The organism is Vagococcus fluvialis bH819 (genome assembly GCF_900163795.1).
Lineage (GTDB): Bacteria > Bacillota > Bacilli > Lactobacillales > Vagococcaceae > Vagococcus > Vagococcus fluvialis_A.
Genome location: NZ_FWFD01000013.1, coordinates 1 through 18,433 on the forward strand (window position 1 = coordinate 1; position 18,433 = coordinate 18,433).

The following is an 18,433-nucleotide window of genomic DNA, read 5'->3' on the forward strand; positions in this document are numbered from 1 at the left end:
TCGTCTTTTAATCTAGCAGAGACAACTGAAGAAAAAACCGTCTTTGAGGAAATTAGTTATCAACGGAAAAAGAAAAAGGGCTACAAAGCAGCCCTCACAAAAGATTTACCTATAAAAGAAGTTCATTGTCAGCTTGGAGGAGAAGATTGCACTTGTGATTGGTGTTGTTCCTAAACAGCCAATTACTCATAGCTTGGCGTCCGCTTCAATCTTAGCTCACTTATTTCATCAAAAAATAGAAATGAGTTTGCCTTTTTATCGACAAGAAAAGGAGTGGGAATCTTATGGATTACGAGTGCCACGTCGCACACAAGCAAACTGGTTCATTACCTCATGTGAAAAATGCTTAACACCTATTTGGAAGGAACTCAAAAAGAAACTAGTTAAAGAAGAGCTCATCCATGCGGATGAAACTTACTATAATGTTTTATCCAGTGAGAAACAAAAGTCTTACTTTTGGCTCTTTCGAACCATCGAACAAGCAGAGCATCCAATTATCTTATATTATCATGATCTCAGTCGTAAAAGTAGTGTCGCACAACAATTTTTAGCTGAATTCTCAGGCTATTTACATTGTGACGGTTACTCGGCTTATAAATCCATTGAGAAGACAACATTGGTTAATTGTTGGGCTCATGTCAGAAGGAAATTCTTTGAAGCTAAAGATTCCTCTTCTAAAAACACTCCAGCGAGCCAAGGGGGTGCCTATTGCGATCAACTCTTTCATATCGAAAAAGAAATGAAAGAATTAAGCCATCAAGAAAAATATGATTTACGGTTGGCAAAAAGCCAACCCATTCTTAATGAATTTTGGCAATGGATCGCTTCTTTTAATGCTCTTCCAGGTTCGAAACTAGGAAAAGCGGTTAACTATGCGCTTAACATGAAGGCAGGTTTGATGAATTTTCTGAAGGATGGACGGTGTGCGTTGTCTAATCATTTAGCTGAGCGAAGTATTCGCCCAACAACGATTGGCAGAAAGAATTGGCATTTTTCTGCGAGTGAACGGGGAGCTACAGCTAACGGGATAGCTTATTCTATCATTGAAACGGCTAAAGCCAACGACTTAGTTCCTGTGAAGTACTTAGAATATTTGTTTATTCATCTTCCTAATTTAGAAGATAATTCAACTTCTAACGCTCTCGAGGTTTATTTACCTTGGTCAGAACAAGTTCAAGCTACGTGTCGATAAAAAATAAGGAACCACTTATCATAGTATGACATAGCGATTCCTTATTTGGCATATACTCGATTACCTCCCGCTTACATTACGATAGCCATATGCTACTCGTTTTATTACATTAATTTTTTTATTAATACCTTATTAGGAAACACTTTTTTAATAGTTGATCATAACTGGCATTCATATCCATGACTAAAAATTTTACCTTTAATCACGATGCTCTTGAATACTTCATGAAATATTCGATTAATAATTGAAGTCTTCTATCAGGTAAAATATCAATTATTTTTTTAGATTGTGTGTCAGCACAAATAAAACTCATTCTTGTATGACAACTAGAAGTAAAGTTAAATTCACCCACACAAAGTGCCGTAGGCAAGAAATGAAAATTAGGTCGACAACTATTAGTAAATGAGAGTAACACACGTTGAATAGTATTCTCGGAAACGTGAAGAGATTGAGCGATTTCTTTACGTGTCCTGTTTTCTTTTAAATTAAAAGCGATTTGATACTTTAACTATTTAGAAATCTGACAATAATCATCAACTAAAGAAGTGGTAGCGCTAGAAGTGGCGCCACAATTTTTACAAAGATATCGTTCTTTTTTTAATTTTAAATAAGTCGGTTGACGATTAATTTCAGGTAATTGACTAATGGTTTGGTAAGTTTCATTTTTAAAACATTGAGAAAAGCCACAATGCGGGCATTTCTTTTCTTTACCGCTTATCATATTGACTGAACGATTGCGTCTGGCTTCAATAGATAACCAATTTTCTTCAAAAATTAAGGATTCATCTGTTAATTTAAGTGATTTTCTAGTATTATTTTCCATAGGGCATTCTCCTTTGTAATTTTGGTTGGTGTATACCCCATAAATGACAAAGCAAATTATCGCTGTTTTATCTTTCTTTTTTGGCTTTTTTTATTTTGTGGAAGTAAAGATCAGAACCAGACGTATAAATACTAAAAATAAGCCAGAAAGTAATAATCAGCCAATTAAACTCTTGCGTAAAAAGAAAAGTTATTGAGATTAAACTAATCATCAATAGAACGGTCTCAGATAGAAATAAGATGAGATTGGAAGCGTTGGGCAGTTTTTTTCTAACCCATTTAAAAATTCTGTCCTCTTCGACTTTATTCTTTCTTCCGTGAGCGATAATAAGAGTAAATAGTCCAGAAAAAAAGAGTGAAAAAATTCCTGTTAACAAGTAACTTGTCCAATCCACCATCGAAGCAGGGTCACTAAAACTCATCCATATAAACCAAGTCAGAAACAAAATAAGAAAGAGACTCCAGTTAGGTAGCTTAGTTTTATACCCAATGGAATTAATAAGTAAAAAAGGTAGTAACGCCGATAAGTTTTCAAAAAGATTAAACTCTGGATTAGTAAGAAATTGAAACAGTACCAAAATAAGCAATAATATTGAGAAAAATAAGCCATCGCAAACTTCTTTTTTCATAGGAATCCTCCTTTTTTTTGTTCATAAAGCTGCTGTTTTCTATAAAAATAAACTTTGTATTGAAACTATACCAAATGTTTTTATTTATAAACAAAGTATGTATAATAAAAGTGTATCATACGTTATACACCAATACCAATTTGTGGTAAAAACTTTTTTAGACAATTTTTTTAAAGTAAACAAATAATTCCGGTTAAATCAATTGCTTTGTGGATAAAAAAAGTCTATAATAGCTATTTGAAGTAGAGAAAGGAATGAAACTTTCATGAAATTAACGAATGCAACTGAGCAAGCATTGGCTATCATGGCTATCTTAGCGACACAAGATGAAGATGTTCCTGCTTCTTCCCAAGCTATTTATCAAAAATTATCAGTTTCTCAGTCCTATGTCAAAAAACTATTAAGAAAATTAGTCGTCTCTAAATTGATAGAAGGTGTTTCAGGAAACAATGGTGGTTTTTATATAGAAAGAGACTTGAATGAAATTTCTTTATTAGATATAGTAGAAGCTATTGAAGGTCCACTTCATTCATTTCCTCATATCGGCGTTTTAGAGCAAGCTTTTTTTGATTTTAATGAAATTGCTCAAAACGGTAATGAAAAAATCACTCAAGTTTTTACGCAAGCTGATTTAGCATGGGATGAAGAATTAAGAAAAGTAACAATTCAAGCAGTACTAACAAATGTTTTCGAACATTATGGAGAAATTCCTAGAAAAGATTGGAATCAAATCGTGTAAGGTGGGATAAAATAATGAAAAGAAGAATAAAGAACGTTTTAGAGTTGTTCAAATTAGATTGGACACGGATTTACAAAAATAAATTAACCTTTGTATTAATCATTGCGTTAATGTTTATCCCGTCACTATATGCTTGGTTTAATATTGCGGCATTATGGGATCCTTATTCCAATACAAGTGATATCAAAATTGCCATTTACTCAGATGATAAAACAGCTGAGGTGATGGGGGAGGAAGTCAACATTGGGGATAAGATTGTTGATAACCTAAAAGATAATAAAAATATGGGCTGGCAATTTGTTAAGTCAAAAGCTGAATTAGATAAAGGTGTTGAAAGTGGAAAATTTTATGCAGGTATTTATTTACCTGAGAATTTTTCGGAAAATTTGGTTAGCTTTGTCAGTGGTGATATCAAACACCCAGAAATTGATTATAGTGTGAATCAAAAGATTAATGCTATTGCACCTAAAATTTCAGATAAGGGTGCAGGAACGATTAAAGACACAATTTCAGATGAATTTGTGACGACAGTTAGTAAAACGTTAATGGAGATTTTAAATGAGATTGGTTTTGACTTAGATAGTAATCTTCCTTCTATTAGAAAGATGACGAGTAAGGTTTTAGAAATCGATGATCATTTAGATGAAATTGATGGCTATACAAAAGAAGTTGTCGATCTTAATAAAAAAATGCCTGAATTAAAAGGTAAATTAAATCAAGCCAATGAATTTGTTGATATGATTCCTGAATTCAATCAAATGACGAAAAAAGTTATTTCACTAAATGAAAAAATGCCGGAAATTGAAAAATATGGTGGAATGGTTTATCAAGTACAAGATAAAATACCACAAATAAAAGATGCAGGCCGTCAAATTAATCAAGTGGATCAAGATTTTGATCAAGTTGTTCAAATGATGGATGATGCAATTAATGAGGCTAAAAAAGGTTTAGGAATTATTTCAGATGCTCTACCTAGTATCGCTAGTGGTGTTAATTCAGGAATAACGATTGTCCAAGTTGTTTCAAATGAAACGATCGTTATTACAGATGGATTAATCAAAATTATTGGTGACAATGAGCTTTCAGCAGATGAAAAAGCACAGTTAAAAAATGAATTAGTTTCTTTATCTAATCGTTTAGGTGGGCAAAGTGAAATGATTCAAGGTATTATCGAGTTACTTCAAAACTTGCAAGCTTTAACTGGATCTAATCGTTTAGATGGTGTCATTGCGAAATTACAATCAGCCAAAGTAGCAGTAGACGGTGCTAAATCCAGAGTGGATAATGTGATTGCCAATTTTGATACTTTAGCAGAGAGTCCAGAACAATTAAAACAAGCACTTAATGATATCAGAAATGAAGCAGTAAATATTAATAACATTGTAAGTAGCATTGATGTGAACGCTATTCAAGCAGATGTTGATGTGTTAATTAAAGAAGCACAAGATGTCTTAACAAAAGCAGGTAATATTACCAATTCTGTGATTTCAGATGATTTAATTAATCGCTTAGATAGTCTAATGACAAGTACATCAAAAACAATCACACAAGCGATTGGATTCTTAGAATCATACCAACAAGAATTACCAGCCATTCAAGCGGAAATTCATTCAGCTAATGAGTTATTAAATGGCAATATGGACTTAATTGTCGGTGGTATTAATAACGGGGCAGCATTCTTTACAAATGATTTCCCAGTACTTAAAAATAAATTAAATAAAGCCTCAGATTTTATTCAAAAAGATTTACCTGGCGTTGAATCAGACGTCCAAAAAACAATGAAGATGGTTAATGAAAAAGCGCCAAAATTCGAAAGTGCATTAGCGTCTGGTGTGGATTTAATTAATAACGACTGGCCAAAAATCAAAGAAAGTATTGGTAAGGCAAGTAAATTAATTAGAGATGGACAAAAAGATGTTAACTTAGAAGAGATAATTAAATATCTTAAGAATGATGCAAATAAAGAAAGTAGTTTTATTTCTAGTCCAGTTAAATTAAAACAAACAGATGTGTATCCTGTTCCTAATTATGGTTCAGCCAGCACACCGTTCTATACAGCCCTTTGTTTATGGGTAGGAGCTGTTCTATTTTCAAGTATCGCTTCAACTAAATTCCATTTAGATGAAGAACAAAAGAAAAAATATACTAAACGTGAACAATTTTTAGGACGGATGATGACTTATTTAACAGTCGGTTTCTTCCAAGCATTAATCGTAGTCTTGGGAAATCAATGGTTACTAGGTGCTTATACAAAACATCCTGTCTGGAATATCTTATTTGCTTTATTAATTGATTTTGCCTTTATGATGATGGTGTATGTTCTAGTCGCTTTGTTTGATAATCTCGGTAAGGGAATCGCGATTATCATCCTAGTGCTCTCCATATCAGCAGGTGGAGGTAACTTCCCAATTGAAATGTCTGGTCCGTTCTTTAGAGCAATTCATCCGTTTATTCCATTTACTCATGCGGTGAATTTACTAAGAGAATCAGTTGGAGGTATTTATTGGCCTTCAGCAATTAAAGCTATTTCAATATTGGTAGGTGTAACAATCGGCTTCTTTGTCGCTGGTTATATTCTATACCCTAAAGCAGATCGTTTATTCAGAAAAGTAAACGAAAACTTATCAAAAGGACGCATATTACATTAAACTAAAAAAATGAGTTGTTCTCCAAAAGTGGAGTTCAACTCATTTTTTAGTTTACCTCCATCCATTTGGAGCTAAATGCTATTTTTTTATCATTCTAGCCTTCTGAAAGGGATAGGATCATCTTATTAAGTGATGCTGCTAATTCTGTTTCATCTTGAATACAGTCAGTCATCAACCATTCTTTTATATAACCAGCCACTCCAAATGAAAGAAATTTGATCGTTTCATTTGGAATATCTTCATCAATATTTTTCAAAATCAATTGAATTTGACTGACAAAGTAAGTTTCAAATCCGATAGGTTCGGGCAATAATAGTATTTTTTGGTAAAATAATTGATTTTTTTTTAAGTAAGATAGCAGTCGTAGAATAATTTTTTGCCAGTGTTCATATTGTAAAAGATGTTCAGTGACCTCTTTGATATCTTGTTGATAACACCACTCTAAAAGCTCATATTTATCTACAAAATGGTCATAAAAAGTTTGTCTTCGGTAATCAGCATGACTCATTATTTCTTTGATTGATATTTTTTGAAAGTCTTTTGTCTTCATTAAGTCTTTGAATGAATACGCAATAACTTTTTTAGTGATTAAAGAGCCAGTTGATACCATCTTTTCACATCCTTTAACTGTACCTATTAAGAATAACAAGGAATATCTCAAATGACAAATAAAAATAAAGCGGACACATTTAAAAATTTGTCCATTACATAGAAAAGGTTTTCATTCTATACTGTAAGAGTAGATGAGAACGTTACCAAAAGAAAGGAAGAATATATAATGAAAAAAATAATTAACCAACCAGAAGAGATTTTGAATCAAATGCTTGAAGGTTTGACGTATGCTTATAGCGATTTAGTTGAACGTGTGAATGAAACCGATGTCATTGTAAGAAAAGACTTAGGAAAAGGTAAAGTTGGTTTGGTCAGTGGTGGTGGTAGTGGTCATGAACCTTCTCATGCTGGTTTTGTTGGTCGTGGTATGTTGAGTGCAGCTGTTTGTGGCGAAATATTTACTTCTCCAACACCTGATCAAGTCCTTGAAGGAATTAAAGCGGCTGATACTGGTGCAGGTGTGATGTTAATTATTAAAAATTATTCTGGTGACGTCATGAACTTTGAAATGGCTAAAGACATGGCTGAGATGGAAGGCATCGAAGTTGAAACAATCATTGTTGACGATGATATTGCTGTTGAAGATAGTACGTATACAGCTGGTCGTCGTGGGGTTGCAGGAACTGTCTTGGTACATAAAATTTTAGGAGCTTACGCAGATCAAGGTAAATCATTAGCTGAAGTGAAAGAAATAGCAGACAAATTAATCCCTAATATTAAAACAATCGGAGTTGCTTTAACTGGTGCAACTGTTCCAGCAGTTGGAAAACCTGGATTTGTTTTAGAAGATAACGAAATTGAGTACGGTGTAGGGATTCATGGAGAACCTGGTTACCGTAAAGAAGAGTTAAAACCTTCAAAAGGATTAGCAAAAGAATTAGTTGAAAAATTAAAAGCTGAATTTAAATGGCAAGCAGGAGACCAATTTGGTGTTTTAGTGAACGGTTTAGGAAGTACGCCTTTAATGGAACAATTTATCTTTATGAATGATGTGAAAGAATTATTAGCTGAAGAAAATCTAACCATTGAATTCAAAAAAGTCGGAGATTTAATGACTGCTATTGATATGTCAGGTCTTTCATTAACAATGATTAAATTAGAAGATGAATGGACAGAGCAATTAAATTATCCAGTAACAACAATTGCTTGGTAAGAGGAGGAAATATAATGACAAACGAACAATTAAAACAGTGGTTACAACTGTTTACAGATAAAGTGGTAGAAAACAAACAATATTTAAGTGATTTAGATACGCCAATTGGCGACGGAGATCATGGCGCTAATATGGCTCGTGGAACAACTGAGATGATGAAAGCTATCACAGAAAAAAATCCAGAGACAGTCACAGACACATTGAAATTATCAGCTATGACGCTTATTAGTAAAGTCGGGGGTGCATCAGGTCCACTTTATGGTTCTGCTTTTATGGGTATGACGAAAGCATCTATGAAATCTGAGGACATTGTGGAAATTTTAGAAGCTGGTTTAGCAGATATTCAAAAACGTGGGAAAGCAGAAATTGGTGAAAAAACGATGGTTGACACTTGGGCTCCAACTATTGACGCCTTAAAAAATAATGAATTAACTGTCGAAAAAATTCAAGGATTTACGGAAGCAACGAAAGAGATTAAAGCATCAAAAGGTAGAGCATCCTATCTAGGAGATCGTTCAATTGGTCATATTGATCCGGGCTCAATGTCAAGTGCGTACCTATTTGAAACAATGATTGAAGCAGGGGTGATTAAATAATGAGTTTAGGAATTGTGATGGTTTCCCACGTATCTGATGTGGTGAAAGGAATCCAACGTTTAATTAATGAAGTAGCTAAAGATGTATCGGTTACAACAGCCGGTGGTACAGAAGAAAACGGTGTGGGAACAAGTTTTGAAAAAATATTAGCCGCTTTTGAAGAAAATGAATCCGATAAAATATTAGCCTTCTATGATTTAGGGAGCGCTAAAATGAATTTAGAAATGGCAATTGAAATGACAGACAAGGAAGTCATTTTATATGATACAGCCCTTTTAGAAAGTAGTTATACTGCAGCTGCCTTAATTCAAGCTGGAGCGGATTTGTCAGCAATAGAAGAACAATTAGCACCATTAAAAATCAAATAGTAAATAAAAGAAACCAGGAGAGTGTCAGTCATGAGAAAAGCATTTATTTGTCCAACTAAATACGTACAAGGTGAAGATGAAATTTTGAACTTAGGTTATTTTGTTAAAACATTTGGAAAATCAGCTTTATTAATAGCTCACCAAGATGATATTAACCGTGTTCAAAAACAATTAGATGAAACAGCTGAAAAATTTGGTATTGAAATCGTAGCCAGTCATTTTAATGGTGAATGTTCTCGCCAAGAAGTTGCTAGACTTCAAGCAGTAGCCAAAGAAAAACAAACAGACTGTGTGATTGGTCTTGGTGGTGGTAAAGCCATTGACACATCTAAATGTGTGGCAGAAGGTGAAGCTTTAATCATTGTTCCAACGATTGCCGCAACAGATGCTCCAACATCACATTCAGCCGTTCTTTATACTGAAGAGGGTGAATTTGATGATTATGCTTATTTCAAACAAAGCCCAAGTGTGGTTATGGTGGATACAAAAATCATCGCTAATGCACCGACACGTTTCTTAGTAGCAGGTATGGGAGATGCTTTATCGACTCTTTTTGAAGCTCGTGCCACATCTCGTTCTTTCTCAAATGTTAATGCAGGACTTCCAAATGGTTACCAAACCAAAGAAACATTACCAGCTAAAAATACCATTGCAGCTTATACCTTAGCTAAAGTTTGTTATGAAACATTATTAGAAAATGGTTATAATGCTAAGATTGCTTGTGATAACAATGTGGTAACACCAGCTTTAGAAAATATTGTTGAAACGAATATTTTATTATCAGGTTTAGGCTTTGAAAGTAGTGGTTTAGCAGCAATTCATGCCATTCATGATGGATTAACAGCTTTAGAAGGAACGCACCATTATTTCCACGGTGAAAAAGTAGCCTTTAGTGTGATTTGTCAATTAGTGTTAGAAAATGCACCAGTTGAAGAATTACATGAAGTACTAGATTTTAGTTTATCAATTGGCTTACCAGTTTGTTTAGCTGATATCGGAGTTGAATCGATTACCTTTGAAGAAGCAATGGAAGTGGCTGAAAAAGCCTGTATTCCAGAAGAATCAATCCATTCAATGCCATTCCCAATCGTTGTTGAAGAAGTAGCGCAAGCAATTATGGCTGCTGATAAAATTGGTCGTGACTATAAAAATAAATAAATAATAGTCTAGGGGAGACAGATGATTTACTTTTTCGATTGAGAAAGTAGATCATCGTTTCTCTTTTTTATTTGACTCAATCTATTGTAAATGAAGGGTTTATGTTACACTAAATAAAGTTGAATCTGGAGGCAGAAGAATTATGACCCAAATTATTAATAAACCAAAAGACACTGTTTCTCAAGTATTAAATGGTGTAGCATTTATTCATCAAGAGAAATTGGTGAGAATAAAAGATACTGGAATTATCAAAAAAAAGAATAATGAAACTGATTGTGTGGCTCTAATTAGTGGTGGGGGAAGTGGACACGAACCCGCTCATTTTGGATATGTAGGCAGTGGCATGTTGAGTGCTAGTGTGAGTGGACCTATTTTTATCCCACCAAAAACCAGTGATATTTTAGAAGCGATTAAACAAGTGGCAACCCCTAGAGGAGTTCTATTAATTATAAAAAACTTCGAAGCTGATGTGAGTAACTTTTTAGAAGCTGAGAAACAAGCAAAAATGTCAGGAATACTAGTAGACCATGTGATTGTAAACGATGATTGTTCTATTGAAGAAGGCAGCTACAAAAAAAGACGTCGTGGCGTGGCGGGGACGATTTTTGTTCATAAAATATTAGGAGCAGCAGCTAGAGACGGCTTATCATTAACGGAGCTAAAAGAACTAGGTGAAGAGGTTATTTTAGCGACTAACACATTAGGAGTTGCCTTAGAAAGTGGTAAAACAATTGGTAGCGAAAAAGCAATTTTTGAATTAGAAAAAGGGCAAATTTCGTATGGCATTGGAATACATGGAGAATCTGGTTACCGCGAAGAACCTTTTTATTCTTCCGAATATCTGGCCAATGAATTGATCAATAAATTATTAATTCAGTATGATCATGGTCATTCTACTTCATTTGCAGTCATGATCAATGGCTTAGGTGCAACAACAATAATGGAGCAATATATCTTTGCTAATGATGTGAAACGTTTATTGCAATTGGAAGATATAGAAGTTGTGTTTCAAAAAAGTGGCAATTTTATGACTTCAACGAATATGGCAGGGATATCTTTAACTTTTTTAGAAGTAAAAAAGGAGTCTTGGTTAAATTATTTAAAAGAAAAAACAGATGCATTTGCTTGGTAATAAAAGTACTTTTTACTAAAAGTTATAGTGAAAAGTACTTTTATTTATTTGTTTTAATAAAAACTGTCCGCAAAGTATGAGTAGTATTGTTTAAAAAGGCTATTTTAAAAACATTTTATATATATAAAATGTTTTTTTTAATCAAAATTCAGCTTGAATAGTTTTATCTTTAGAGGTAAAATGATAACGATTACATTAATAATAAGGAGGAGAAATAGAGTGAAAAGTAAAAATTCATTGTTTATTGCATTATCATTATTGTGCCCACTAACGTTGTCAGCTACTCATGTAATCGCAGAAGAGGCAGCAACAACTAGTTCGAGTAACGGGGTACAAATAACAGAATCAACAAAAGAAGCAGAAGCTAATAAAAATATTCCTGTTCAAATGTTAGGTGTCAATGATTTCCATGGCGCCTTAAACACAACTGGTACCGCTTATTTAGAAAATGGTAAGTTTACTAATGTGGGTAGAGCATCAGTTTTAGCAGCATATCTAGATCAAGCTCAAAATGAATTTAAAACTAGTACAGGTTCAACTCATACAGAACGTGTTCAAGCAGGGGATTTAGTTGGAGCAAGTCCCGCTAATTCAGCTCTTTTAAGAGATGAACCAACGATGCGTGTCTTTAATGAGATGAACTTTACAATTGGTACATTAGGTAATCATGAATTTGATAAAGGATTAGGCGAGTATGTTCGCATTCTTAAAGGTGAAAAACCATCAAGAGAAGCAATGGGCAGTATTAGTGATGAACTTTGGGAAGCTATCAATGGTTATCCTAGAGAAAAAAGCACTCAAGATGTAGCAATTGCTAATATTACCAATAAAGTAGATGGCCCTCAAGGTAAAGCAGGTGCGCAACCGTATGATTTACCACCTTACATTGTTAAAACATATGGTGAAGGAACTGAGGCTGTTAAAGTTGGTTATATTGGTGTGGTAACAAAAGAATTTCCAAACCTAGTTTTAGCAGAGCATACAAAAGATTTTAATGTTATTGACGAAGGTGAAGCTGTAGCAAAATATACAAAAGAATTACGTGAAGATCACGATATCAATGCTGTAGTAGTCGTTTCACACGTTGCAGCAACAAGTAAAGATGATCTTGTCCAAGGCGAAGTTGTTGAAATGATGAAAACTGTTGATAACTTAGATCCAGAAAATGGTGTCGACGTTGTTTTTGCAGGTCACAATCACCAATATACTAACGGTTTAATTAAACGTGAAGGTAAAAAAGATGTTCGTGTGGTTCAAAGTACATCACAAGGTAAAGCGTATATCGATTTACAAGGTGAGTTAGACCCAGTAACAAAAGACTTTAAAGAAACACCAAAAGCTGAGATTATTCCAACTGACGGAAGCAAAATTACTCCAGATGGAAAAATTCAAGAAATTGTAGACGAAGCATCAGATTTGATTAAACCAATTACTAATGCTTCAATTGCTAAAGCAGACTTAGATAAAGTATCTGAAGTAGATGGTAAAAAAATGATTACTCGTGGTACAAATGAACATGATGAGTCTGAACTTGGTAATTTGATTACAGACGGTCAATTGTATATGGCGAATAACTCTGATTTAAAAGATGCTAAAGGAAATGCAGTTAAAGCAGACTTTGCTATGACTAACTCAGGTGGTATCCGTGCTGACTTATTATTAGACGGCGAAGGTAATATTACATGGGGGGCTGCTCAAACAGTTCAACCATTTGGTAATATTTTACAAGTTGTTGATATGACAGGAAAAGATATCAAAGAAGCATTAAATCAACAATACAATAACGGTAAAACAGGTTATACGTTACAAGTTTCAGGTTTAAAATATGACTATGCTGGTACTGCAAAAACTGGTGATGGCACATTTAAAGTAGAAAACGTAAGATCTGATATTGATGGAATGTTATTATCAGATGAAAAACACTATAACGTTATCATCAATGATTTCTTATTTGGTGGTGGTGATGGATTTACAGCCTTTACTAATGGTAAGTTAGTAACTGCTATGGATACTGATACAAATACATTTGTTAATTATTTTGAAGCTAAAACAGCTAAAAAAGAATTAATCGAAGCACCAAAAGTTGATCGCAAAACTAAATATGTGATATCAGCGGACGAATTAAAAGCAGCCTCAAAAGTTAACCCAATTAAAAAAGGTGATACTGTTATTTCAGGTGTGACAGCACCAGAAGCTTTAGTTGGATTTACTAAAACTGATAATACTGTTTTAGGAAAAGCTCAAGCAGATAAAGAGGGTAAATTTGAAGTTAAATTATCTGAAAAAGTAAGTGAATCAGTTGTTAATTTCCATGCTGCTTTAGGTTTAACTAGATTGGAAGAATCTATTTCTGTAACACTTCCACAAGGTCCATATATTGAATATGGTAAATACGTTAAAGTTGTGAAGAAAAATTACAGCCTATGGTCAAATTTTGATTGGAAAGAAAGAAATAAATCTAATAACGTATTAAATGAAGTATTCACTGCACGTGGTAAATATAATCATGACAATGGTGCTACTTACTTATCTCTTTACGATAACAAAGGTAAATGGCAAGGATATATCAATGAAAATGCAACTGAGTTAGTGAAAGACCCACAAGGACCATATATTAAAGATGGTCGTTATGTAACAATTAACCGCACTGGTTATAGTACATGGTCAAACTTTGATTGGAAAGAAAGAAATACAACAGATAAATTAGTTGGTCAAACATACCAAGCTAAAGGTCATTATAAACATGCTAATGGCGCAACCTACTTATCATTATATGATGGAAATGGAAAATGGCATGGTTATGTAAATAAAAATGCTGTTAAATTTGGTGAAGGTGCGCAAGGTGCTTACATTACTGATGGAAGTTATGTAACTATCTCTAAAGATAACTATGATGTATGGTCAAACTTCAATTGGAAAAAACGTAATACAAGTAAAAAATTAATGAATCAAACATACCAAGCTAAAGGTCGCTACCAACATATTAATGGCGCAACTTACTATTCACTTTATGATAATAAAGGTAAATGGCAAGGATACATTAATGCTAACGCAGTTAAAGTTGGAAATGGTAAACAAGGTGCTTATATCAACTATGGCAAAAAAGTAACAATCGCTAAAAAAGGCTATAGCACTTGGTCAAATTTTGGTTGGAAAGAAATGAACACAACTGATAAAATAATGGGTGAAACATTTACAGCTCGTGGTCAATACAACCATTACAATGGCGCAACATATTATTCATTGTTCGATGCAGAGGGAACTTGGCATGGTTACGTGAATAAAAATGCTGTAAAATAAAATCAAATTTTAAAAAGCTTCATGAAACAAAATCTTACTAGATTTTGTTCATGAAGCTTTTTTATTTTTTTACTCTACAACTGTCCACTCATTCAACGTCTTACCTTCTGGATCAATCATTTCAAGCCAGCTGTTAGTTCCGGCAAAATAAAGAAATAAACCAACTTCATTGACACTTTTCAAGATAATATCTTCAGTTGTGACAAAATTATTGAATTGCTCTTTATGATCTATTCTAATTTTATCGCCCATTTTGGCAGAAAAACCGACAGAACCATCTTTATTAAGAGGAGCTTCTTTCATCATAGTTGCCCCTTTTTTTATCAGCATTTGATTTCGTTTAATCCACATAACACAAGCTTTACTGTCTCTTGTATCAATATAAAATTCCTTTTCACTCACTTCTTTCGTCCATTTATGACGAGCCTTGGCAGGTTTGCTTTTTTTATTTTCTGCTTTATCAAAAGAATAGTTCATATTTTTTAAAATAAGGAGTATTGTTTCTTTAAAATCCTCAAGTTGATTTAAGATATTTTGTGGAATAATTAATTCTGAGCCACTGACGAGTTCACTCCCTTTTTCAAGAGCATGATTAACAAATAAACGCTCAATGTAATCCAATTCAATATCCTGCTCTGTTGATACTTCAATTAAATCAGTAAAAATTGGGAATTTAAGTGCTGTTAAGGCTTTTTCTTGACCGATAAAAATTAATTGCTTATCTGCATATAGAAAAAATATAGCAGTATTTGTTAGTTTTTTAGGAATAGCTTTAGTTTGTTTGATGGAAATCGTTAAGGCGTTGTCTGTAGTTGTAATGGTTGTTTTATTTTTAGAAAAAGTAACATCAGTTTTAATGGTCATCATAGTACCTCCAAAAGTAATTTTCTTTATTATAATCTGAAAGTTAAATTGCATACTAGAAAGATGCTTAAATTAAGTGAAAAAAAACATAGTGTCATATATAGTTGACACTACTCTCGATATGGTATACACTTTTTATGTAATATATATATGACATTAAGAAGAGGATAATATGAATAGAGTAAAAAAGTTTCGAACAGAAAAAAAATTATCCCAATTGGAATTAGCCAAGCGAGTCGGTGTTGCTAGACAAACTATTAACTTAATTGAAAATGGTAAGTACAATCCGTCCCTTGATTTATGTATTAAACTAGCTAAAGAATTGGACACAGATTTAAATAGTTTGTTTTGGGAGGAATCGTAATGGAGAAGGAAAAATTAGGGGTTAGGTTGATTAAAAGAGTTTACGGAATTAGTGGGGTATTGGATGAATACAAACGAGCTGAAATTAATCGGATTGGCAATAATGCGTTTATGTTTTTATGGGGATATTTTCTGGTAGCCAATATGATTGCAGTGATTGCTGCCTTAAATTTTAATCCTGAAGTTGTTTTATGGGTTTTATTAATTACAAGTTTTTTAATGATTATTGGCATTGGCTTATACATGATGTATGAAGTAGAATGCGCTGAGTTAGCTAATGATGAAGTTGAAGAAAAAGACTTTATGGTAGTAAAAAAGAAAATGAAAAGAAACGCTATTTTGGGAGGTTTATTTTTTTCAGGCATTCAGTTAATCGGAAGTGATTATTCGATTAAGTCGATTATTATCTATTTAGCCGTTGGTCTCTTTTTTGGAAGTGCGATGTATGGTATTGGTGTAACGAATATTAAGAAAGTTAAGAATGACTGAACTTTGGAGGCGTGGAAATAATGAAAGAAGAAAAGGTTGTTGTAAAACTAATCAAGCATATTTATGGGATCACAGGTGTGTTGGATGAATACAAACGAGCTGAAATTAATCGGATTGGAAATAATGCTTTTATGGCTACTTGGCTAGTTTCTTTTTCTGCGATGATTATTTGTTTGGTGCTTGCTATGTATATTAATCCAGCTACTATTTTTTGGGTATATTTGAGTATTAATATGGCAAGTATTTTTATAACGATGTGCTATATCAGTTATCAAGTGGATTGTTTGGGTCTAGGTGATTATGATAAAGAAGAGATAAACTATGTAAAAGAGAAGAAGATATTGCTTCGAAGAATGGTTATTTCGGGAATTTTTTTTACAACCTATACATTTGTGATGAGTCCTGGAGATCTTTCAATGAAAAGATTAGCAAGTAGTATTGTTAGCGGAATTATTTTTGTATCAATAATATCGATAGCCAGTCTTTTTCAATTAAAGAGGGCACGAAGATCAAAGATAAAACGAGATTGATATCTACTCAACCTCGTTTTATTTTTTTATGAGTATTTCTTCCAGTTGCTTGGAGTTAATCGCTTTTTTCACCACATTGGTTTACCTTGGTTCGTCTAAAACGAGTCCTAATGTTAATCCGACAGTAATCATTTGTTCGTAGTTAATAATCAAGCCTCTGATTAAATCTGGTGATAAACTAATAGTTTCAAATTGACAAGAAGAAAGATTTAATTTGTTTAGAGCTGTATTAACCCAAGTTGTTTTATTGAGTTGGCACTGATGTATTTCTAAATTATTCCACTTTATATCGTTAAACTCAGAGTAATCTAAGTGGCAATCACTAAAATAAACTCGTTTTAATTGAGTAAAATTAAAAGAAGCATAAGGAATATTACAATCAATGAATTGACAATTTTGGAGTAAACTTTCTGCAAAATTTGCTCCAGTGAGTTTACAATTTTTGAAGATACAGCGATGAAATGAAGCACCAATCCATTCAATATTAGAGAAATCACAAGATTCAAATAAACAATCGACCACTTCAAAACGCTGGAAAAAATTACTAGAAAAATCAACTTTATAAAAATGACTTTTTTCAAAAACGAGACTGGCATAAGAACCATCAGAAAGGGATGTTTCTCTAATTAAGTTCTGTTGGATCATTAATTCATCCTCTAAATATTCAGGTAGTATCTCTTCTAGGTGACTACTTAGTCTGGGCTGTTCTAATTTAAAATCAGGCATATTTTTAGTACTCCTTACTATAAGTATCTCTTTCTTTGAGCATATCATAATCAACAGTGAAAATATATAAAGATAACAGTGAAAATATATAAAGAAAATAGTTGACACCTTTCATGGTTATAAGATATACTAATGGAGTTGAGAAATTAAGAAGAAGCACCCGCTTCTCGCCTGAGTGATGTTTATGACTGGGCTAGATAGTCAAATTATCCTTATTTAAGTAAGGTTGATTTATTAGGTGCGGGACTTTTAAATTTTAAAAGGACTCGTTTTTTTTCGTCTTTTCTCTAAAAATTATGGAGGTGAATGACCATAGCAAAAGATATTATGGTAAACGACGGCATTCGTGCAAAAGAAGTACGTTTAATCTCGGCAGACGGCGAACAGTTAGGTGTTAAAAGTAAAGTTGAAGCATTGAGAATTGCTGAGAGTGCAAACTTAGACTTAGTTTTAGTGGCACCCACTGCAAAACCACCCGTTGCAAAAGTAATGGATCACGGTAAATTCCGTTTTGAGCAACAGAAAAAAGAACGTGAAGCTCGTAAAAAACAAAAAGTAATCAATGTTAAAGAAGTACGTTTAAGTCCAACAATCGACGTAAATGATTTTAATACAAAACTTCGTAACGCTCGTAAATTCCTTGAAAAAGGTGATAAAGTGAAAGCTTCTATCCGTTTCAAAGGTCGCGCGATTACTCATAAAGAAATTGGTCAGAACGTCTTGAACCGTTTAGCTGAAGAAACTGCTGACATTGCGACAGTAGAACAAAAAGCAAAAATGGATGGTAGAAGCATGTTTCTAGTGCTTGCACCAAAAGCAGATAAGTAACAAGAATTTGAGGAGGAAAACAAAATGCCAAAAATGAAAACTCACCGCGGACTAGCTAAACGTGTTAAACGTACAGGTGGTGGCGGATTAAAAAGATATCGCGCGTTTACAAGTCACCGTTTCCACGGTAAAACTAAAAAACAACGTCGTCAATTACGTCGTCCAAGAATGGTATCAAAAGGCGATTACAAACGTATCCGTCAAATGTTGACAGGAATGAGATAAGTTTTTTAGTTTTTGATAATGACTAAAAAATAACAAATTTAAGAACCCCAAGGAGGAAT

Annotated in this window: 19 protein-coding genes, 1 pseudogene and 1 other annotated feature; of the genes and pseudogenes, 14 read left to right on the forward strand and 6 right to left on the reverse strand. The window is 33.4% G+C overall.

The window, feature by feature from the left end; genetic code table 11:
- The first annotated feature begins 133 nt into the window (after positions 1-133).
- The gene (gene tnpC, locus FM121_RS08275) at positions 134-1,192 is read left to right on the forward strand and encodes an IS66 family transposase (protein ID WP_086951698.1); all 1,059 of its coding nucleotides are present in this window, start codon (positions 134-136) and stop codon (positions 1,190-1,192) included.
- Positions 1,193-1,252: 60 nt separating this feature from the next.
- Here the strand turns inward: tnpC and FM121_RS14765 are convergent.
- The 3 genes and pseudogenes from FM121_RS14765 to FM121_RS08285 form a co-directional block, all read right to left on the reverse strand.
- Positions 1,253-1,321: pseudogene (locus FM121_RS14765) on the reverse strand (transposase); the annotation flags it as partial.
- A gap of 379 nt (positions 1,322-1,700) precedes the next feature.
- Positions 1,701-2,015 (reverse strand): transposase family protein, encoded by a 315-nt coding sequence (locus FM121_RS08280; protein ID WP_086951699.1) that lies wholly within the window; start codon positions 2,013-2,015, stop codon positions 1,701-1,703.
- 67 nt (positions 2,016-2,082) lie between these two features.
- Positions 2,083-2,643: a hypothetical protein gene (locus FM121_RS08285; protein WP_086951700.1), complete on the reverse strand. Its 561-nt coding sequence runs from the start codon at positions 2,641-2,643 to the stop codon at positions 2,083-2,085.
- A gap of 265 nt (positions 2,644-2,908) precedes the next feature.
- On the opposite strand from FM121_RS08285, the gene FM121_RS08290 reads away from it, so the two are divergent.
- Positions 2,909-3,382, forward strand: coding sequence for an Rrf2 family transcriptional regulator (locus tag FM121_RS08290; protein ID WP_086951701.1), 474 nt, complete (start codon positions 2,909-2,911; stop codon positions 3,380-3,382).
- A 14-nt stretch (positions 3,383-3,396) separates the two neighbouring features.
- Complete coding sequence (locus tag FM121_RS08295; RefSeq protein WP_086951702.1) at positions 3,397-6,030, forward strand: YhgE/Pip domain-containing protein; 2,634 nt, start codon at positions 3,397-3,399, stop codon at positions 6,028-6,030.
- A 94-nt stretch (positions 6,031-6,124) separates the two neighbouring features.
- Here FM121_RS08295 and dhaS read toward each other — a convergent pair whose 3' ends face one another.
- The gene (gene dhaS / locus FM121_RS08300; protein WP_086951703.1) at positions 6,125-6,640 is read right to left on the reverse strand and encodes a dihydroxyacetone kinase transcriptional activator DhaS; all 516 of its coding nucleotides are present in this window, start codon (positions 6,638-6,640) and stop codon (positions 6,125-6,127) included.
- A gap of 168 nt (positions 6,641-6,808) precedes the next feature.
- On the opposite strand from dhaS, the gene dhaK reads away from it, so the two are divergent.
- The 6 genes from dhaK to FM121_RS08330 all read left to right on the forward strand — a co-directional run bounded on the left by dhaK (position 6,809) and on the right by FM121_RS08330 (position 14,349).
- On the forward strand, positions 6,809-7,795 hold the full coding sequence (gene dhaK, locus FM121_RS08305) for a dihydroxyacetone kinase subunit DhaK (protein ID WP_086951704.1): 987 nt from the start codon (positions 6,809-6,811) through the stop codon (positions 7,793-7,795).
- 14 nt (positions 7,796-7,809) lie between these two features.
- Positions 7,810-8,391, forward strand: a complete 582-nt coding sequence (dhaL, locus tag FM121_RS08310) for a dihydroxyacetone kinase subunit DhaL (protein WP_086951705.1) — start codon at positions 7,810-7,812, stop codon at positions 8,389-8,391.
- Complete coding sequence (dhaM, locus tag FM121_RS08315) at positions 8,391-8,759, forward strand: dihydroxyacetone kinase phosphoryl donor subunit DhaM (RefSeq protein ID WP_086951706.1); 369 nt, start codon at positions 8,391-8,393, stop codon at positions 8,757-8,759. Before dhaL ends, dhaM begins: the two co-directional genes overlap by 1 nt.
- A 30-nt stretch (positions 8,760-8,789) precedes the next feature.
- Entirely contained in the window at positions 8,790-9,917 is a 1,128-nt protein-coding gene (locus tag FM121_RS08320) for a glycerol dehydrogenase (RefSeq protein WP_086951707.1), read from the forward strand.
- A 142-nt stretch (positions 9,918-10,059) separates the two neighbouring features.
- The gene (gene dhaQ, locus FM121_RS08325) at positions 10,060-11,049 is read left to right on the forward strand and encodes a DhaKLM operon coactivator DhaQ (RefSeq protein ID WP_086951708.1); all 990 of its coding nucleotides are present in this window, start codon (positions 10,060-10,062) and stop codon (positions 11,047-11,049) included.
- A gap of 219 nt (positions 11,050-11,268) precedes the next feature.
- A complete protein-coding gene (locus tag FM121_RS08330) occupies positions 11,269-14,349 on the forward strand; it encodes a bifunctional metallophosphatase/5'-nucleotidase (RefSeq protein WP_179203830.1) in 3,081 nt (1,026 codons plus the stop codon).
- A 69-nt stretch (positions 14,350-14,418) separates the two neighbouring features.
- Here FM121_RS08330 and FM121_RS08335 read toward each other — a convergent pair whose 3' ends face one another.
- Entirely contained in the window at positions 14,419-15,213 is a 795-nt protein-coding gene (locus tag FM121_RS08335) for a hypothetical protein (RefSeq protein WP_143597072.1), read from the reverse strand.
- A gap of 172 nt (positions 15,214-15,385) precedes the next feature.
- On the opposite strand from FM121_RS08335, the gene FM121_RS08340 reads away from it, so the two are divergent.
- From FM121_RS08340 to FM121_RS08350, 3 genes are read left to right on the forward strand one after another with little or no spacing between them, the layout of a single operon-like run.
- Complete coding sequence (locus tag FM121_RS08340; protein WP_086951710.1) at positions 15,386-15,577, forward strand: helix-turn-helix transcriptional regulator; 192 nt, start codon at positions 15,386-15,388, stop codon at positions 15,575-15,577.
- Positions 15,577-16,065 (forward strand): DUF3278 domain-containing protein, encoded by a 489-nt coding sequence (locus FM121_RS08345; protein ID WP_086951711.1) that lies wholly within the window; start codon positions 15,577-15,579, stop codon positions 16,063-16,065. Before FM121_RS08340 ends, FM121_RS08345 begins: the two co-directional genes overlap by 1 nt.
- A gap of 20 nt (positions 16,066-16,085) precedes the next feature.
- Positions 16,086-16,595, forward strand: coding sequence for a DUF3278 domain-containing protein (locus FM121_RS08350; protein ID WP_086951712.1), 510 nt, complete (start codon positions 16,086-16,088; stop codon positions 16,593-16,595).
- 81 nt (positions 16,596-16,676) lie between these two features.
- On the opposite strand, the gene FM121_RS08355 is transcribed toward FM121_RS08350, so the two are convergent.
- Positions 16,677-17,321 carry a pentapeptide repeat-containing protein gene (locus tag FM121_RS08355; RefSeq protein ID WP_179203831.1) on the reverse strand — a complete coding sequence of 215 codons (645 nt, stop codon included), beginning with the start codon at positions 17,319-17,321 and terminating at the stop codon, positions 16,677-16,679.
- 142 nt (positions 17,322-17,463) lie between these two features.
- Positions 17,464-17,605: a sequence feature (ribosomal protein L20 leader region), on the forward strand.
- A 22-nt stretch (positions 17,606-17,627) separates the two neighbouring features.
- Here FM121_RS08355 and infC point away from each other — a divergent pair.
- Together infC and rpmI are read left to right on the forward strand one after the other, a co-directional pair.
- Positions 17,628-18,149 carry a translation initiation factor IF-3 gene (infC, locus tag FM121_RS08360; protein WP_086951714.1) on the forward strand — a complete coding sequence of 174 codons (522 nt, stop codon included), beginning with the start codon at positions 17,628-17,630 and terminating at the stop codon, positions 18,147-18,149.
- 24 nt (positions 18,150-18,173) lie between these two features.
- Positions 18,174-18,374, forward strand: a complete 201-nt coding sequence (gene rpmI / locus FM121_RS08365; RefSeq protein ID WP_086951715.1) for a 50S ribosomal protein L35 — start codon at positions 18,174-18,176, stop codon at positions 18,372-18,374.
- Positions 18,375-18,433 lie beyond the last annotated feature (59 nt).

What these genes read in the sequence shown, in the direction of transcription:
- FM121_RS08280 (WP_086951699.1), bottom strand. Translation starts at nt 2,015, where the DNA reads ATGGAAAATAATACTAGAAAATCACTTAAATTAACAGATGAATCCTTA.
- FM121_RS08285 (WP_086951700.1), bottom strand. Translation starts at nt 2,643, where the DNA reads ATGAAAAAAGAAGTTTGCGATGGCTTATTTTTCTCAATATTATTGCTT.
- FM121_RS08290 (WP_086951701.1), top strand. Translation starts at nt 2,909, where the DNA reads ATGAAATTAACGAATGCAACTGAGCAAGCATTGGCTATCATGGCTATC.
- FM121_RS08295 (WP_086951702.1), top strand. Translation starts at nt 3,397, where the DNA reads ATGAAAAGAAGAATAAAGAACGTTTTAGAGTTGTTCAAATTAGATTGG.
- dhaS (WP_086951703.1), bottom strand. Translation starts at nt 6,640, where the DNA reads ATGGTATCAACTGGCTCTTTAATCACTAAAAAAGTTATTGCGTATTCA.
- dhaK (WP_086951704.1), top strand. Translation starts at nt 6,809, where the DNA reads ATGAAAAAAATAATTAACCAACCAGAAGAGATTTTGAATCAAATGCTT.
- dhaL (WP_086951705.1), top strand. Translation starts at nt 7,810, where the DNA reads ATGACAAACGAACAATTAAAACAGTGGTTACAACTGTTTACAGATAAA.
- dhaM (WP_086951706.1), top strand. Translation starts at nt 8,391, where the DNA reads ATGAGTTTAGGAATTGTGATGGTTTCCCACGTATCTGATGTGGTGAAA.
- FM121_RS08320 (WP_086951707.1), top strand. Translation starts at nt 8,790, where the DNA reads ATGAGAAAAGCATTTATTTGTCCAACTAAATACGTACAAGGTGAAGAT.
- dhaQ (WP_086951708.1), top strand. Translation starts at nt 10,060, where the DNA reads ATGACCCAAATTATTAATAAACCAAAAGACACTGTTTCTCAAGTATTA.
- FM121_RS08335 (WP_143597072.1), bottom strand. Translation starts at nt 15,213, where the DNA reads ATGACCATTAAAACTGATGTTACTTTTTCTAAAAATAAAACAACCATT.
- FM121_RS08340 (WP_086951710.1), top strand. Translation starts at nt 15,386, where the DNA reads ATGAATAGAGTAAAAAAGTTTCGAACAGAAAAAAAATTATCCCAATTG.
- FM121_RS08345 (WP_086951711.1), top strand. Translation starts at nt 15,577, where the DNA reads ATGGAGAAGGAAAAATTAGGGGTTAGGTTGATTAAAAGAGTTTACGGA.
- FM121_RS08350 (WP_086951712.1), top strand. Translation starts at nt 16,086, where the DNA reads ATGAAAGAAGAAAAGGTTGTTGTAAAACTAATCAAGCATATTTATGGG.
- FM121_RS08355 (WP_179203831.1), bottom strand. Translation starts at nt 17,321, where the DNA reads ATGCCTGATTTTAAATTAGAACAGCCCAGACTAAGTAGTCACCTAGAA.
- infC (WP_086951714.1), top strand. Translation starts at nt 17,628, where the DNA reads ATGACCATAGCAAAAGATATTATGGTAAACGACGGCATTCGTGCAAAA.
- rpmI (WP_086951715.1), top strand. Translation starts at nt 18,174, where the DNA reads ATGCCAAAAATGAAAACTCACCGCGGACTAGCTAAACGTGTTAAACGT.